This window comes from Mycobacterium sp. UM_11 (assembly GCF_001414075.1).
Lineage (GTDB): Bacteria > Actinomycetota > Actinomycetes > Mycobacteriales > Mycobacteriaceae > Mycobacterium.
In genome coordinates this window covers 46514-61474 of the sequence record NZ_LATC01000021.1, presented here as the reverse complement: position 1 = coordinate 61474, position 14961 = coordinate 46514, and the positions used below count along the sequence as shown (strand labels likewise).

Below are 14961 nucleotides of genomic sequence, written 5' to 3'. Positions count from 1 at the left end.
CTACAATCACCACCGCGGCCACACCGCACTCGGCGGCCAACCACCCGCCACTCGCGTACCTAACCTCTCAGGTCAGTACAGCTAGCCCTTTTCGGCGATGTCCTCGAGCACCGCGAACATGGTGCGAGTCGGCACACCGGTGCCGCCCTTCGGGGTGTACCCCCACGGGCCGCCGGTGTTGTAGGCCGGGCCGGCCACGTCGATGTGCGCCCAGCCCACGCCGTCGGCGACGAACTCGCGCAGGAACACGCCGGCCACCAGCATGCCGGCGAAGCGCTGGCCGCTGATGTTGGACAGGTCGGCAACGGTGGATTTCAGGTCGTCCTTGAGTTCGTCGGGCAGCGGCATCGGCCAGCCGTTCTCGCCCACCCGCTGCGAGATCGCGGCGACCCGGTCTCGGAACTCGTCGCTGCCCATCACCCCGGGGATCCGGGCGCCCAGCGCCACGGTCTGCGCGCCGGTCAGCGTCGACGTCTCGATCAGGTAGTCCGGGTTGTCCTCGCACGCGCGCACTATGGCGTCGGCCAGGATGAGCCGGCCCTCGGCGTCGGTGTTCTGCACCTCGACGGTGATTCCGCCGTACTGGGTCAGCACGTCGCCGGGGCGCTGCGCCGTGCCCGACGGCATGTTCTCGGCCATCGGCACCGTCGCGATCACGTCGATGGGCAACCGCAACTGCGCGGCCAGCGCCACCGTGGCGATGACCGCGGCCGCACCGCCCATGTCCGACGTCATGTGGTGCATGGATGCCGCCGGCTTGATCGAGATGCCGCCGGTGTCGAACGTGATGCCCTTGCCGACCAGGGCCACCTTCTTCGCCTGTTTGGGTTTCTTGGCCAGCTTCGAACCGCGGTGCGTCAGCCGCACCAGCCGGGGCGGGCGCGACGAGCCCTGGCCGACGCCGATCACCCCGCCGTAACCGGCCTTCTGCAGCGCCTTCTCGTCGAGCACCTCCACCTCGAGGCCCACCGATTCACCCAAAGACCTTGCCCGCCTGGCAAATTCGGCGGGGAAGAGGTGACTGGGCGGCGTGTTGACGAAGTCACGGGCGGTGGCCACCGCGGTCGCCACGGCCGCGCCGTGCGCGCTGGCCGCTTTGGCGTCCTTCGAGGCGGACAACACGGTGATCTTGCGCAGACCTTTGTCTTTCGGCGCCGTCTTGTCGCTGCGGAACTCGGTGAACCGGTAGCTGCCCAGGATCAGCCCTTCGACGGTCGCCGAGCACACGTCGGCGCTGAAGTCGCCGGGCAGCGTCACGATCGCCGCCTCGGCGGTGCCCAGCGACCGCGCGGCCACCCCGGCGGCGCGGCGGATCGTGTCGGCGGCCCATTCGGGCCGCGGCTTGCCCAGCCCGATCGTCAGCACGCTGGACACCGGCAGCGACGGCACCACCAGGCGGTGCACCTGCTCGCTGCCGCCCGTGGCTTCCAGGGCCCGCAGCCCCGATTCGATCTCGGCGACCGCGTCCGCGGGCAGGAGCGACTCGCCCGGGGCAACCGCCGCGCCGGGTGAGTCCTCGTCGCCGGAGGAGACGACCGGGACGATCAATACCGAAGAGCCCGCCCCGCGTTTGGGCAGCGACGTGGCGACGTTTACGGAGGGGCTTTGATAGCTCAATTCGGTGGTCACGGGCATTTACCCTAATCGCTCCGAGCCCGCCCCGGGATCGGCGGCGCCCCCACGCTGCAGCTCGTAGGCGGTGACGGGGACGTCGAACCCCTTGAGCTGCAAGGGGCCACGGGCCGTCGCCGGCCAATCCGGCAAGCGTTCGTGCAGGGCGGAATCGGCCAAGATCTGGCACGGGGCCGCGGCCCCGACCAGACGCGCCGCCAGGTTGACCGGGCTGCCGAAGTAGTCCCCGTTGATCGCCAGGACGGCGCCGTACGCCAGGCCCGCGCGGACCTGCAGCCCCTCCTCGCGGGCCCGCGGATGGTCGACGAGATCGACCGCCGCCCTGGCCAGGCGTTCGGGGGAGCCGCTCACCCACATCACCTCGTCGCCGATGAACTTCACCACCCGGCCGCCGTCGCGATGCACCACGTCGGCGACGGTTCCGGCGAACTCGTTGAGCAAGGCCGAAAGCTGCGCGGGGGCCAGCGCGCGGGTGAGCACGGTGAAGCCGGACAGATCGGCAAAACCGATGCCGCACACCACGCTTGCCGACGTGTCGCGGAGCACGCCCTCGAAGTGGGTGCGGGCCCCGGTCAGGTGATGGCGGTGAACGACGTCGATCAACGCGCCGATCCGCGGGACGAACTCCGCGACCGCGCGGTACGCCTGCGCCGTGGCGAGCTCGTCGTTGGTGTAAGTCATCTGGATGTCCGGTGTCCCGGCGCGAATCGCGGTCGACTCCGCCTCCGCGAGCCGGGCCATCGCGGCGCCGAGCACCCGCAGCAGCCCGAACGCGCCCTCCTCACCCACGACCGTTCTCAACGCGACCCAGGTGGCCAGGGCGTCCACGTCGGCCTGGCTGAGCACCGGAACGTCGGGGCCCGCGACGGTCAGCCCGAGCAAGCCCCAGGCGTGGGCGACCTCCTCGGGCGACAGGCCGAGTTGTTCGGCGGCGGTCGCGATGGTGTGGGTCGGGCGTCCCGACCATTGCAGGACGTCCCCGGCGAGGCCGAACAGCCGGCCGCGCTGCTCGGCCTCCACCATCTCGTCGACGGTGAACCCGAGCTCGTCGAGGTACTTGATCAGGTCGGCCCGCTCGCGCGGATTGGCGATTCCGGCAGCCTCAAGGGCTTCGAAGTCCCAGGAATCGACCACCCAGCCAAGTGTGCCAGCTCTCGGGATTAGGGTGAACCGTCGTGACCGATGACCTACAGCACGGCCCGCTGGAAGACCGCCACCGCGAACTGGGGGCCAGCTTCGCCGAGTTCAGCGGCTGGCTGATGCCGGTGTCGTATGCCGGCACCGTCAGCGAACACAACGCCACCCGCAACGCGGTCGGCCTGTTCGACGTCAGCCACCTCGGCAAGGCGTTGATCCGGGGGCCGGGCGCGGCCGAATTCGTCAACTCGACGCTCACCAACGACCTGAGCCGCATCGGGCCCGGCAAGGCGCAATACACGTTGTGCTGCAACGAATCCGGCGGCGTCATCGACGACCTGATCGCCTACTACGTCGCCGACGACGAGATCTTTCTGGTGCCCAACGCCGCCAACACCGCGGCGGTGGTCGAGGCGCTGCAGGCGGCCGCCGGGGCCGGCCTGACGATCACCAACGAGCATCGCTCCTATGCGGTGCTGGCGGTGCAGGGCCCGCGATCGGCCGACGTGCTCGGCGAGCTGGGCCTGCCGACCGACATGGACTACATGGGCTACGCCGACGCCTCGTATTCCGGGGTGCCGGTGCGCGTCTGCCGCACCGGATACACCGGCGAGCACGGCTACGAGTTGCTGCCGCCGTGGGACTCCGCGGGGGTGGTGTTCGACGGGCTTAGTGCGGCGGTGACGGCCGCCGGGGGCGAGCCCGCCGGCCTGGGCGCCCGCGACACGCTGCGCACCGAAATGGGCTACCCGCTGCACGGGCACGAACTGGCGCTGGACATCTCGCCGCTGCAGGCCCGATGCGGGTGGGCGATCGGCTGGAAGAAAGACGCGTTCTTCGGCCGGGACGCGCTGCTGGCGGAGAAGGCGGCGGGACCGCGGCGGCTGCTGCGGGGCCTGCGGATGGTGGGCCGCGGCGTGCTGCGTCCCGGTTTGACCGTGCTCGCCGGAGAGGCGCCGGTGGGCGTCACCACCTCCGGGACCTTCTCCCCGACGCTGCAAGTCGGCATCGCGCTGGCGCTGATCGACGCCGACGCCGGCGTCGAGGACGGCCAGCGCGTCACGGTCGACATCCGCGGCCGCGCCGCCGAATGCGAGGTCGTGCGGCCGCCCTTCGTCGAGGCGAAAACCCGTTAGCGCCGCAGGTTCGGGTGAAAAGCCCGATCGCAGGCGGATATACAATCAGCGCCATGGCCAGCGACTCCCCTGAGTTCACGGTTTCACGGTCGGCCAACCCCGTCTCCGACGCCGAGCGTGAATCCATCCTGGCCGAGCCCGGTTTCGGCAAGTACTTCACCGACCACATGGTGTCCATCGACTACGACGACGACCAGGGCTGGCACAACGCGCGCGTCATCCCGTACGGCCCGATAGAGCTCGACCCCTCGGCGATCGTGCTGCACTACGCGCAGGAGATCTTCGAGGGGCTCAAGGCGTACCGCTGGGCCGACGGCTCGGTGGTGTCGTTTCGGGCCGAGGCCAACGCCGCGCGGATGCGGTCGTCGGCGCGGCGGCTCGCCATGCCCGAACTGCCCGACGAGCTGTTCATGGGCTCGCTGTGCCAGCTGATCGCCGTCGACAACGCCTGGGTTCCCGCCGCCGGGGGCGAAGAGGCGCTGTATCTGCGCCCGTTCATCATCGCGACCGAGCCGGGGTTGGGCGTGCGGCCGTCCAAGCGGTACCGCTACCTGCTGATCGCCTCGCCCGCCGGGGCGTACTTCAAGGGCGGCATCAACCCCGTCACCGTGTGGGTGTCGACGGACTACGTGCGGGCCAGCCCGGGCGGCACCGGCGCCGCCAAGTTCGGCGGCAACTACGCCGCCTCGCTGCTCGCGCAGGCCGAGGCCGCCGCGCACGAGTGCGACCAGGTGGTCTGGCTGGACGCCGTGGAACGCCGCTTCGTCGAAGAGATGGGCGGGATGAACATCTTCTTCGTGTTCGGCAGCGGCGGGTCGGCGCGCTTGGTCACCCCGGAACTGTCCGGGTCGCTATTGCCGGGAATCACCAGAGATTCGTTGCTGCAGTTGGCGATTGACGCCGGGTTCTCCGTCGAGGAGCGCAAGATCGACATCGACGAGTGGCAGAAGAAGGCCGCCGCCGGGGAAATAACCGAGGTGTTCGCGTGCGGCACCGCCGCCGTCATCACCCCGGTCTCGCACGTCAAGTACGGCGATACGGAGTTCACCGTCGCCGACGGTAAGCCCGGCGAAGTGACGATGGCGCTGCGGGACACGCTGACCGGCATTCAGCGGGGCACCTTCGCCGACACCCACGGCTGGATGGCCCAACTGGGTTAGGTCGCCCGCCCGGCTAGAAGCGCACCAGCCCGGCGAGCGCCACGGCGCTCACCGTCGCGGTCAGCTCGATGACGGCGCCCAGCACGTCACCCGTGATGCCGCCGAACCGGCGCACGCAGTGCCGCACCAGCACCGCGCCGCAGGCCACACCGGCCAGCACCGCCACCGGTCCCTGCCACCACCGCGGCCCGGCCGCCAGCGCGGCGACGAGCAACACCGCGACCCACGCCGCCACCACGGCCACCGGCTGGCTGCCGGCGACCCGCGCCCCCAGGGAGCTGCCCGCGGCCGCCGGCACCGACCGGCGGCCGGCCAGCACCGCGGCCACCCGGCCCGCGAACACCGTCACGGCGATGCCGGCGATCCCCGGCCTGTCCGCCGCCCCGAGCGCCGCGAAGGCCAGCCCCTGCAGCGCGACCACCAACACGATCGCCGCGGCGCCGAACGGCCCGGTCGACCCGTCGCGCATCACCGCCAGAGCGCGCTCGGGCGGCCCGTAGCAACCCAGCCCGTCGGCCGTGTCGGCCACGCCGTCGACGTGCAGGCCGCGGGTGGCCAGCAGCAGCGCCGCGACCGCGAGCAGCCCCGACAGCGGGCTGGACGCCCCGAACGCGTGCGCCCCGCCCCACGTCACGGCGGCGGCGAGCACACCAAGGACGGCGCCCACCACCGGCAGCGCCGTCAGGGCGCCGCGGCCCATCGGCCCATGCCGCGAACCCGGCACGGGCAACACCGTGCCGAACGCGAAAGCCGTTGCCAGCGAACGGATCACAGTGGGGGAGCGGCCCGCTCGGACACGCCGGCCTGGCTGAATGTGGCCATCGACGACAGCGCGCCCACCGCGGCGCGCAGCACGGGCAGCGCCGCCGCGGCGCCGCTGCCCTCGCCCAGCCGCATCCGCAGGTCCAGGATGGGCTCCAGGCCGAGCTCGGTCAGCGCCAGGGCGTGGCCGGGCTCGGTGGACCGATGACCGGCCTGCCACCACAGCCGGGCGCCGGGGGCCAGCCGTTCGGCGACCAGCGCGGCGGCGGTCACGGCCATCCCGTCGAGCAGCAGCGGGGTGCGCCGCACCGCGGCCTGCGCGCAGAAGCCCGCCAGCGCGGCCAGGTCGGCGCCGCCGGCGCAGCGCAGCAGCGCCACCGGATCGGGCAGCACGAGGCGCGCCCGGAACAGGGCGTCGCGCACCGCGGCCGTCTTGCGCGACCAGCCGGCGTCGTCGATGCCGGTGCCGAAGCCCACCACCGCGACCGGTTCGGCGTTGGTCAGCGCCGCCACCAAAACGGCGGCCGGAGTGGTGTTTCCGATCCCCATGTCCCCGGCGATCAGCAGGTCGGCGCCGGCGTCGACCTCCTCGTCGGCGATGGCCCGGCCCGCGGCGATCGCGGCGACGGTCTCCTCGGCGCTGAGCGCGTCCTCGACGGTGATGTCGCCGCTGCCGCGCCGCACCTTGTGGGCGCCGATCCGGTCGGTCAGCGCCTCGCCCGCCACCGCCAGGTCCGCGACGCGCACCGTCGCCCCGGCGATGTCGACCAGCACGTTGATCGCCGCACCGCCGGCGTCGATGTTGGCGACCATCTGCGCGGTCACCTCCGGCGGGTAGGCCGAGACCCCGGACCGGGCGACACCATGGTCGCCGGCGAACACCACCACCCGGGCGCGCTCGAATTGCCTTGGCGGGCAATGCCCTTGACACGACGCGGCCCACACCGAAAGGTCCTCGAGGCGGCCCAGCGCGCCCCGGGGCTTGGTCAGCGTGTCCTGGCGGGCGCGGGCGGCCGCGGCGACGCCCGCGTCGGGCGGCGATACCGGGGCGAATTCCATCAGGCCCCCGACGGCTTGATCGGGACCGCCTGCCCGGCCACCACGAGCACCACCCGGTCGCACAGGTCGGCGACGCGCTGGTTGAGGCTGCCCAGTTCGTCGGCGAACCGGCGCCCGGACGCGGTGGCGGGGACGACGGCCAACCCGACCTCCGGGCTGACCAGCACGAGCGTGGAGTTGAAGTCGCTGACCGCGGCGAGCACCTCGCCGACCGGCGCCGCCACCGACCCGCCGTCCCAGCCGTGGCGGTCCAGCGCGCCGGTCAGCCAGGCGCCCAGGTCGTCGACCAGCGTCGGGGTGTCCGGCGAGGCGCGCAATTGGCTTGCGATGTCATCGGTTTCGACCGTCGACCAATGCCCGGGCCGGCGACCGCGGTGCTCGGCAACCCTGTCCGCCCAGGCCGCATCGCCCGCGCCGGCCGGGCCGGGCGCCAGGTAACAAACCGGCTGGCCGGCCGGCAGCGCCCCGGCGATCGCGTCCTCGGCCCACCGCGACTTGCCCGACCGGATCCCGCCGAGCACCAGCGTGCGCACCGCGCTCAGGCGGCTTTCCGGCTAATCGACACGGCTGCCGCGCTGCACTTGGGGCCGCGGCGTCCGCAACCGCCGCATCTGCGACGCCCGGCTGGCGGCGTACAACCCCAGCTTCCACCGGCTTTCGGTGTTGTCCGGGAACTTGGCGTCCACCAGCTTGCTCACCTTGCGGCCCAGCAGCAGCCCATCGGCCATCATCACGGCCATCAGCAGCAGCATCGCCGGGGAGACGTAGAGCTGCAGCTGCGGCGTGGTGAACATGGCGAACATCAAAAACAGCGTCGCCGGCATGAACAGGCCCAGCAGGTTGCGCCGGGAGTCCACCACGTCGCGCGCGTAACGCCGCACCGGGCCCTGGTCGCGCGGCAGCAGGTACGCCTCCTCGCCGGCCATCATGCGCTCCCGGCGCTCCGACATCCGGGCGCGGTTGGCCGCCCGCTCGGCCTTCTGCTCCTCGCGGCTGAGCTTGGGGCCCGACAGCGACTTGCGGCGCGCCCGCGCCTCGGCCGCGGTCATCGGTGCCGGGGCAACCGGGCCCTTGCGCCGCGTCTGGTCGCGCTTGGGGGTGGGCCGGCCCTTGGGGCTCGTCCCGCGCGACCCGCGCGCCGTCGTCTCGGGGGCACCTTCGGCGTCGAGCGCCGCCGCGCCCCCGCCGAGGTCCTCGTCTTGGCCTTTCTTACGGCCCATCAACTTCACAGGAGCCAGGTTACTTCGCTGCTGGGCCGCCCCGGAATTGGCTTGGAGTGCCTTGCTATTAGACCTGCGTCAGCACGTCTTTTGGCCCTACTCTTACACGTGATGAACGGCTGCCGCTGATGGACGACGGGTCGATGGCCTCGGATGACGGTGCCTTGGGCCTCGCTCCCGGCCGTCTGCAGCTGCCGGCCATGCTCGTCTTGGTCGCCCCCGATTGCTACGGCGACAGCATGACGGCGGTGGAGGCCTCGGCGGCCATCGCGACCGGGTGGACCCGGTCCCGCCCGGGCGACCGGTTCATCGTCGCCCCGCAGTCCGACGGCGGCCCGGGGTTCGTCGAGGTGCTCGCCAGCCGGCTGGGCAAGGCGCGCCGGCTGCGGGTGTCCGGCCCGCTGTCCACGATGGTCGAGGCCAAGTGGGTGTTCGACCCCGCCACGACGACGGCCTACTTGGAGTGCGCACAGGCGTGCGGCCTGACCCTGCTGGGCGGTCCGCCCACCCCCGAGACCGCGATGGCGGCCCACAGCAGGGGAGTCGGGCAGCTGATCGCCGAGGCGCTGCGGGCGGGGGCGACGCGGATCGTGGTCGGGCTGGGCGGCAGCGCGTGCACCGATGGCGGGCAGGGCATGATCGCCGAGCTCGGCGGGCTGGATTCGGCCCGCCGCCAGCTGGCCAACGTGGAGCTCATCGCCGCCTCCGACACCGAATATCCGCTGCTGGGGCCGTGGGGGGCGGCCCGGGTGTTCGGTCCGCAGAAGGGCGCGGACACCGTCACGGTCGCGGCCCTGGAGGTCCGGCTCCAGGCGTGGGCGCTGATCCTGGAAGCGGTCGCCGGCCGCGACGTGAGCTCCGAACCGGGCGCGGCCGCGGCCGGCGGCATCGGCGCCGGGCTGCTGGCACTCGGCGGCCGGTGCGAGTCGGGCGCAGCGATCATCGCCCATCACACCCGGTTGGCCGACGACCTGGACGTCGCGGAGCTCATCGTGACCGGCGAGGGCCGGTTCGACGAGCAGTCGCTGCACGGCAAGGTGGTGGGCTATCTCGCCGACGCGGCCCGGCCGCGGGGGGTGCCGGTGATCGTGCTGGCCGGACAGGTCGGCCTGGACAACGCCACGGTGCGCTCGGCGGGCATCATGTCCGCCCTGTCCATCGCCGATCACGCCGGATCGGTGAGGCTGGCCCAGGCCGATGCGGCCAATCAGCTCATGGGTCTGGCATCCGTCGTAGCCTCGCGACTCGGGAATAGCGGTCCTGCAAGGTACCGTTGAGCTAGTGGACTTTCTCGGGCCCAGCCTGAAGACCCAGCCAACGAGAGGCATGTAGGAGAAGCAATGACGGTGCAAAACGAGTCGAACGCCAAGACGCACGGCGTGATCCTGACCGAGGCCGCCGCCACCAAGGCCAAGTCCCTGCTCGACCAGGAGGGGCGGGACGACCTGGCGTTGCGTATCGCGGTCCAGCCGGGCGGGTGCGCGGGCCTGCGCTACAACCTCTTCTTCGACGACCGGACGCTGGACGGAGACCTGACCGCCGACTTCGGCGGGGTGAAGTTGACGGTGGACCGGATGAGCGCGCCCTACGTGGAGGGCGCGTCCATCGACTTCGTCGACACCATCGAGAAGCAGGGCTTCACGATCGACAACCCCAACGCCACCGGTTCGTGCGCCTGCGGCGACTCGTTCAACTGACCGGCTAGCGGCTCGTACTCAGTACGAGCCGCCGGTGCGCAGCACGTACGAGCACACCATGATCTGGCCCCGCTGAAACAGCAGCTGGGCGATGCCCTGCAACTCACCGCGCAGCGGGCCCCCGGTCGCGGGCGCCGCCCGCATCGTGAACAGCGCCTGGGCCTGGTACTGCGACAGGTAGACGATCTTGTCGATCGAGGTCACCTCGACCTGGGAGAACTGCTTGCGGAAGGCGTCGCTGCTCAGCTTGGCCAACGCCTGGTCGGACCGCTTGTCGCGGACGGCGTCGTACATGCCGCACAGCGCGTTGCGCTCGATCTCCTCGATGTCGCGGTGGTCGAGCGCGTCGAGGTAACCCTGGATCGCGGTCTTGGCCGCGCCCTCGGAGAACGACGTGCCGGTGTTGGCCCCGTTGGTGCGCACGCCGTAGACGATCGCCACGGTCAGGGCGGCCGCGAGCGCGATGGCCAGCAGCAGGCCGATGATCAGCCGCCGCTTGGACCGTCGCGGCGGGTAGGGCATCGGCGGCGGTGGCTGCCCGGCATAATTGGCGGGCGGCGGACCGCCGGGGCGGGGGTCATCGGGGAATTCGAGCGGCTGTGATTCGGCCGGGGATTCAGGCCCGCTGGGTCCGCTTCCGCCGACGCTGTGGTTCGGCGAGTGCGGACCTGCCATCGTGGTCTCCTACGGTGGTAGTCGGGACTTGTCAGCGGGGCTGGGTGCGGGATACCCCGACCGGGCATCGTTTCCCGCGACGCGAGCGAGTTCCCTAGGGAGGCTAGCGCACCGCTTCGCGCCGACCGTGGACACAGCGACGGTCCGAACGCGTGCGTAAGCTAGATAACCTTGCTAACGAAGGGCGGAGATATTCGTGACGATCGCGGTGACAGGTTCGATTGCGACCGACAACTTGATGCGGTTCCCCGGCAAATTTTCCGAGCACCTGCTGGCCGAGCATCTGCAGAAGGTATCCCTCAGTTTCCTCGTCGACGACCTGGTGATCCACCGCGGCGGCGTGGCGGGCAACATCGCGTACGCCATCGGCGTGCTGGGCGGTGAGGTGGCGCTGGTCGGCGCGGCCGGCGACGACTTCGACGACTACCGGCAGTGGCTGCAGTCGCACAACGTCAACTGCGACAACGTGCTCATCTCGAAGACGGCGCACACCGCGCGTTTCACCTGCACCACCGACGAGGACATGGCCCAGATCGCGTCGTTCTACCCCGGCGCCATGTCGGAGGCCCGCAACATCAAGCTCGCCGACGTGGTGTCCTCCATCGGCGAGCCGGACCTGGTGATCATCGGCGCCAACGACCCGGACGCGATGGTGGTGCACACCGAGGAGTGCCGCAAGCTCGGGCTGCCCTTCGCGGCCGACCCCTCCCAGCAGCTGCCCCGGCTGTCCGGCGACGAGATCGACAAGCTCGTCGACGGCGCCGCCTACCTGTTCACCAACGACTACGAGTGGGAACTGCTGCTCAACAAGACCGGCTGGTCGGAGGCCGACGTGCAGGGCAAGGTCGGCCTGCGGGTGACCACGCTGGGCCCCAAGGGCGTCGACATCGTCGAACCCGACGGCACGACGACGCACGTCGACGTGGTGCCCGAAACGAGCCAGACCGACCCCACCGGCGTCGGCGACGCCTTCCGCGCCGGGTTCCTCACCGGCCGCAGCGCCGGCCTGAGCCTGGAGCGCTCGGCGCAGCTGGGCTCGCTGGTCGCGGTGCTGGTGCTGGAATCCACCGGAACGCAGAACTGGGACTGGAACCGCGAGACCGCGGTGAGCCGGCTGGCCGGCGCATACGGCGACGACGCGGCCAACGAGATCGCCGCCGTACTCGCCTGACGGCGACCGCGGGTCGAGTGTGCGCCCGCGGCTTCGCGCGTGCGCTGAGGGCGCGAAATTTGAGAAATCTCCGCCCAGGACGCACGCGCGAAGCCCTCATCGCACACTCGGCTTGAAGCCGACGGCGTCAGAGCTGGACGGGGTAGACCGGCTCGCTGATCTGCGGCACCACGCTGTGCTCGACGAAGATCGCGTGCCAGAGCATGAAGATCAGCAGCGTCCACAGCCGGCGGCTGTGGTCGCTGACGCCGTTGCGGTGCTCGTCGAGCATTCGCCGCACCGCGGCCAGGTCGACGAGGTGACCGGCCTGTGACGACGCCACCATCCCGTTGGCCCAGTCCAGCAGTTCGCCGGCGCGCAACCAGTGCCGGATCGGCACCGGGAACCCCAGCTTGGGCCGGTGCAGCACGTGCGCGGGAACGATCGGCTCCAGCGCCCGCCGCAGCGCGTACTTGGTGGTGGTGCGGGTGATCTTGGCCTCGACCGGCAGCCGCGAGGCGACGGCGAACACCTCGGGGTCCAGGAACGGCACCCGCAGCTCCAGCGAGTTGGCCATCGTCATCTTGTCGGCCTTGACCAGGATGTCGCCGCGCAGCCAGGTGAACAGGTCGACGTGTTGCATCCGGGCCACCGGGTCCCAGCCGACCGACTCGGCGTACACCGAGGCGGTGACGTCGGTGTGGGTCCAGTCCTCCCGGAAGCCGGGCAGCGCTTCCCGCAGCTGGGCGTCGGAGAAGCTGCGGGCGTTGCCGTAGTAGCGCTCCTCGAGCGTGAGCGAGCCGCGGTGCAGCAGGCTCTTGCCCCGCATCCCCTCGGGCAGCGGCCTGGACACCTTGCCCATCGACCGTCGCAACGGCCGCGGCAGGTAGTCGAATGGCTTGAGCGACAACGGTTCCCGATAGATTGTGTAGCCGCCGAACAACTCGTCGGCGCCCTCCCCGGACAGCACCACCTTGACGTGCTTGCGGGCCTCGCGGGCGACGAAGAACAGCGGCACCAGCGCGGGGTCGGCCACCGGTTCGTCGAGGTACCACACGATCTCGGGCAGGGCGGCCACGAACTCGTCCGGGTGCACCACCTTGGCGATATGGCGGGCGCCGATCGCCTCGGCCGAGGCCACCGCTACGTCGATCTCGGAGAACCCCTCGCGCTCGAAACCGGTGGTGAATGTGATCAGCTTGGGGTTGTGCCGGATGGCCAGCGCCGCGATGGCGGTGGAGTCGATGCCCCCGGACAGGAACGCCCCGACCGTGACGTCGGCGCGCATGTGTTTGGCCACCGAATCCTCGAGCACCGCGGTGATCTCGTCGTAGCGGGCCTGCTCGGTGTCGCGGGTGATCGGTGTGGCGGCGAAGCGGGGCACGAAGTAGCGGGTGATCTCGGGCGGCCGCCCGGGCCGGATCCGCGCGTAACAGCCCGATTCCAGCCGGCGCACCCCGCGGTGCAAGGTCTCGGGCTCGGGCACGTATTGCAGCACGGTGTAGTGCTGGACGGCCCGCTGGTCGATCCGGGTGTCGAATCCGCCCAACTCGGCCAGGTCCAGCAGGCATTTCTTCTCGCTGGCCACCGCCGTGCCGCCGGCGCCGGTCGCCATGAAGAGCGGCTTGATGCCGAAAGGGTCTCGCGCACAGAACAATTCGAGCGTCGCGGTGTCCCACAGGGCGAAGGCGAACATGCCGCGCAACCGGGTGAGCACCCCGGCACCCCAATAGTGGTAGCCGGCGACGATGGCCTCGCCGTCGCCGTCGGTGGCGAAAACCGCGCCGTGCGCGTCGGAAAGCTCGGCGCGCAGCTCAAGGTAGTTGTAGATCTCCCCGTTGAACACCAGCACGTAGCGGTCGGCCGCCTCCGGCGGGCCCCAGCGCAGCGGCTGGTGCGAATGCGCGATGTCGATGATGGACAGCCGGTTGAAGCCGAAAACGACAGACCCGTCCGCGCCGGGGTCGGTCCACGTGCCCGGCTCGTCGGGGCCGCGGTGGCGCATCAGGTGCGACGCGCGCGCGATCGCGTCGTCGGCCCGGGCGGCAGAGTCGGCACCGGCACTGTCCGGGGCAGCGACAAACGCCAGCAGACCACACACGGCGCCCCAGTATGCCGCACTTTGGACGCGCCCGTGGCGGACGCACCCGCGCCCCGCTCGGCGGCGTGGTCTACGCTGCGTAGTATTCGATATCCGAGCAGGAGGCGCCAACGTGACACCTCGCGAGCAGGCCCGTTCGCAACGTTTGTCGCAGGGCAGTTTTCGGGGCCTTTTTCGCAGCCGTTCCGGGAGCGTTGGTAAGGGCCTGCCCCGTCGCCTGCGGCCGCTGGCGCTGGCCGGGACCTTCGCCGTATTGGCGGTGACCCTGAGCGGATGCAGCTGGTCGGATGTGCTGGGCCTGGGCTGGCCGAAGGGCATCACCCCGCAGGCCCAGATCAACCGCGAGCTGTGGGTCGGAGCGACGATCGCCTCGCTGGTCGTGGGCGTCATCGTGTGGGGCCTGATCTTCTGGGCGTCCGCGTTCCACCGCAAGAAGGCCACCGACACCGAGCTGCCGCGCCAGTTCGGCTACAACATGCCGCTGGAGCTGGTGCTGACGGTGACGCCGTTCCTGATCATCTCGGTGCTGTTCTACTTCACCGTGGTCGTGCAGGAGAAGATGCTGCACGTCGACAAGGACCCCGAGGTCGTGGTCGACGTCACGGCCTTCCAATGGAACTGGAAGTTCGGCTACCAGCGGGTCGACTTCAAGGACGGCACCCTGACCTACGACGGTGTCGATCAGGCGCGCAAAAACGCGATGGTGTCCAAGCCCGAGGGCAAGGACGCCCACGGCGAGGAGCTCGTCGGCCCGGTGCGCGGGCTGAACACCTCGGACCGGACCTACCTGAACTTCGACAAGGTCGAGATCCTGGGCACCAGCGACGAAATCCCGGTGCTGGTGCTGCCCACGGGCAAGCGCATCCAGTTCCGGTTGGCCTCCGCGGACGTGATCCACACCTTCTGGGTGCCGGAGTTCCTGTTCAAGCGCGACGTGATTCCCAACGCCGAGGCGAACAACTCCGTCAACGTCTTCCAGGTCGACGACATCCAGAAGCCGGGCGCCTTCGTCGGGCACTGCGCGGAGTTCTGTGGCACCTATCACTCGATGATGAACTTCGAGGTGCGGGTGGTGCCGCCCAACGACTTCAAGGCTTACCTGCAGCAGCGGATGGACGGGAAGAGCAACGCGCAGGCGTTGCAGGCGATCGGCCAGGCGCCGCTCGCGGTGACCACCCACCCGTTCGACACCCGTCGTGGCCAGTTGGCCGGAAGCCAGCAGTAGGTTAGGA

The 14961-nt window shown here is 70.7% G+C and carries 14 protein-coding genes; 6 read left to right on the top strand and 8 right to left on the bottom strand.

From position 1 onward, the window contains the following. Positions 1 to 81: 81 nt before the first annotated feature. Together WU80_RS08060 and WU80_RS08055 are read right to left on the bottom strand one after the other, a co-directional pair. Positions 82 to 1629, bottom strand: coding sequence for a leucyl aminopeptidase (locus WU80_RS08060; protein WP_156349464.1), 1548 nt, complete (start codon positions 1627 to 1629; stop codon positions 82 to 84). Positions 1630 to 1635: 6 nt separating this feature from the next. Continuing rightward, positions 1636 to 2766, bottom strand: a complete 1131-nt coding sequence (locus tag WU80_RS08055; protein WP_055401050.1) for an adenylate/guanylate cyclase domain-containing protein — start codon at positions 2764 to 2766, stop codon at positions 1636 to 1638. 41 nt (positions 2767 to 2807) lie between these two features. Between WU80_RS08055 and gcvT the strand changes: the two genes are divergently transcribed. Both gcvT and WU80_RS08045 read left to right on the top strand, forming a co-directional pair. Continuing rightward, positions 2808 to 3905 carry a glycine cleavage system aminomethyltransferase GcvT gene (gcvT, locus tag WU80_RS08050; RefSeq protein WP_055401047.1) on the top strand — a complete coding sequence of 366 codons (1098 nt, stop codon included), beginning with the start codon at positions 2808 to 2810 and terminating at the stop codon, positions 3903 to 3905. Between the two features lie 53 nt (positions 3906 to 3958). Beyond that, positions 3959 to 5065 carry a branched-chain amino acid aminotransferase gene (locus tag WU80_RS08045; protein ID WP_055401045.1) on the top strand — a complete coding sequence of 369 codons (1107 nt, stop codon included), beginning with the start codon at positions 3959 to 3961 and terminating at the stop codon, positions 5063 to 5065. 13 nt (positions 5066 to 5078) lie between these two features. Here WU80_RS08045 and WU80_RS08040 read toward each other — a convergent pair whose 3' ends face one another. Genes WU80_RS08040 through WU80_RS08025 form a run of 4 tightly spaced genes read right to left on the bottom strand, consistent with a single transcriptional unit; the run spans position 5079 to position 8115 of the window. Beyond that, positions 5079 to 5837, bottom strand: a complete 759-nt coding sequence (locus WU80_RS08040; protein WP_055401043.1) for an adenosylcobinamide-GDP ribazoletransferase — start codon at positions 5835 to 5837, stop codon at positions 5079 to 5081. Next, a complete protein-coding gene (gene cobT / locus WU80_RS08035) occupies positions 5834 to 6889 on the bottom strand; it encodes a nicotinate-nucleotide--dimethylbenzimidazole phosphoribosyltransferase (protein WP_156349466.1) in 1056 nt (351 codons plus the stop codon). The genes WU80_RS08040 and cobT overlap by 4 nt, the downstream gene beginning before the upstream one ends. Then, positions 6886 to 7419 carry a bifunctional adenosylcobinamide kinase/adenosylcobinamide-phosphate guanylyltransferase gene (locus WU80_RS08030; protein ID WP_055401039.1) on the bottom strand — a complete coding sequence of 178 codons (534 nt, stop codon included), beginning with the start codon at positions 7417 to 7419 and terminating at the stop codon, positions 6886 to 6888. Before WU80_RS08030 ends, cobT begins: the two co-directional genes overlap by 4 nt. A gap of 21 nt (positions 7420 to 7440) precedes the next feature. Then, on the bottom strand, positions 7441 to 8115 hold the full coding sequence (locus tag WU80_RS08025) for a DUF3043 domain-containing protein (RefSeq protein WP_055401037.1): 675 nt from the start codon (positions 8113 to 8115) through the stop codon (positions 7441 to 7443). 191 nt (positions 8116 to 8306) lie between these two features. Here WU80_RS08025 and WU80_RS08020 point away from each other — a divergent pair, with 191 nt between their 5' ends. Both WU80_RS08020 and WU80_RS08015 read left to right on the top strand, forming a co-directional pair. Beyond that, a complete protein-coding gene (locus WU80_RS08020; protein WP_055401065.1) occupies positions 8307 to 9383 on the top strand; it encodes a glycerate kinase in 1077 nt (358 codons plus the stop codon). A 63-nt stretch (positions 9384 to 9446) separates the two neighbouring features. Then, the gene (locus WU80_RS08015; protein WP_055401035.1) at positions 9447 to 9803 is read left to right on the top strand and encodes an iron-sulfur cluster assembly accessory protein; all 357 of its coding nucleotides are present in this window, start codon (positions 9447 to 9449) and stop codon (positions 9801 to 9803) included. Between the two features lie 18 nt (positions 9804 to 9821). On the opposite strand, the gene WU80_RS08010 is transcribed toward WU80_RS08015, so the two are convergent. Continuing rightward, positions 9822 to 10478 carry a hypothetical protein gene (locus WU80_RS08010; RefSeq protein WP_055401033.1) on the bottom strand — a complete coding sequence of 219 codons (657 nt, stop codon included), beginning with the start codon at positions 10476 to 10478 and terminating at the stop codon, positions 9822 to 9824. Positions 10479 to 10674: 196 nt separating this feature from the next. Between WU80_RS08010 and WU80_RS08005 the strand changes: the two genes are divergently transcribed. After that, positions 10675 to 11649, top strand: coding sequence for a carbohydrate kinase family protein (locus WU80_RS08005; protein WP_055401031.1), 975 nt, complete (start codon positions 10675 to 10677; stop codon positions 11647 to 11649). 127 nt (positions 11650 to 11776) lie between these two features. Here WU80_RS08005 and asnB read toward each other — a convergent pair whose 3' ends face one another. After that, positions 11777 to 13729, bottom strand: a complete 1953-nt coding sequence (gene asnB, locus WU80_RS08000; RefSeq protein WP_055401029.1) for an asparagine synthase (glutamine-hydrolyzing) — start codon at positions 13727 to 13729, stop codon at positions 11777 to 11779. 112 nt (positions 13730 to 13841) lie between these two features. Here asnB and WU80_RS07995 point away from each other — a divergent pair, with 112 nt between their 5' ends. Further along, the gene (locus tag WU80_RS07995; RefSeq protein WP_156349462.1) at positions 13842 to 14954 is read left to right on the top strand and encodes a cytochrome c oxidase subunit II; all 1113 of its coding nucleotides are present in this window, start codon (positions 13842 to 13844) and stop codon (positions 14952 to 14954) included. The last annotated feature ends 7 nt before the right edge of the window (positions 14955 to 14961 follow it).

Bases quoted from the DNA above. Each gene is read 5' to 3' on its own strand.
- WU80_RS08045 (WP_055401045.1), top strand. From the start codon at position 3,959: ATGGCCAGCGACTCCCCTGAGTTCACGGTTTCACGGTCGGCCAACCCC.
- WU80_RS08020 (WP_055401065.1), top strand. From the start codon at position 8,307: ATGCTCGTCTTGGTCGCCCCCGATTGCTACGGCGACAGCATGACGGCG.
- WU80_RS08015 (WP_055401035.1), top strand. From the start codon at position 9,447: ATGACGGTGCAAAACGAGTCGAACGCCAAGACGCACGGCGTGATCCTG.
- WU80_RS08010 (WP_055401033.1), bottom strand. From the start codon at position 10,478: ATGGCAGGTCCGCACTCGCCGAACCACAGCGTCGGCGGAAGCGGACCC.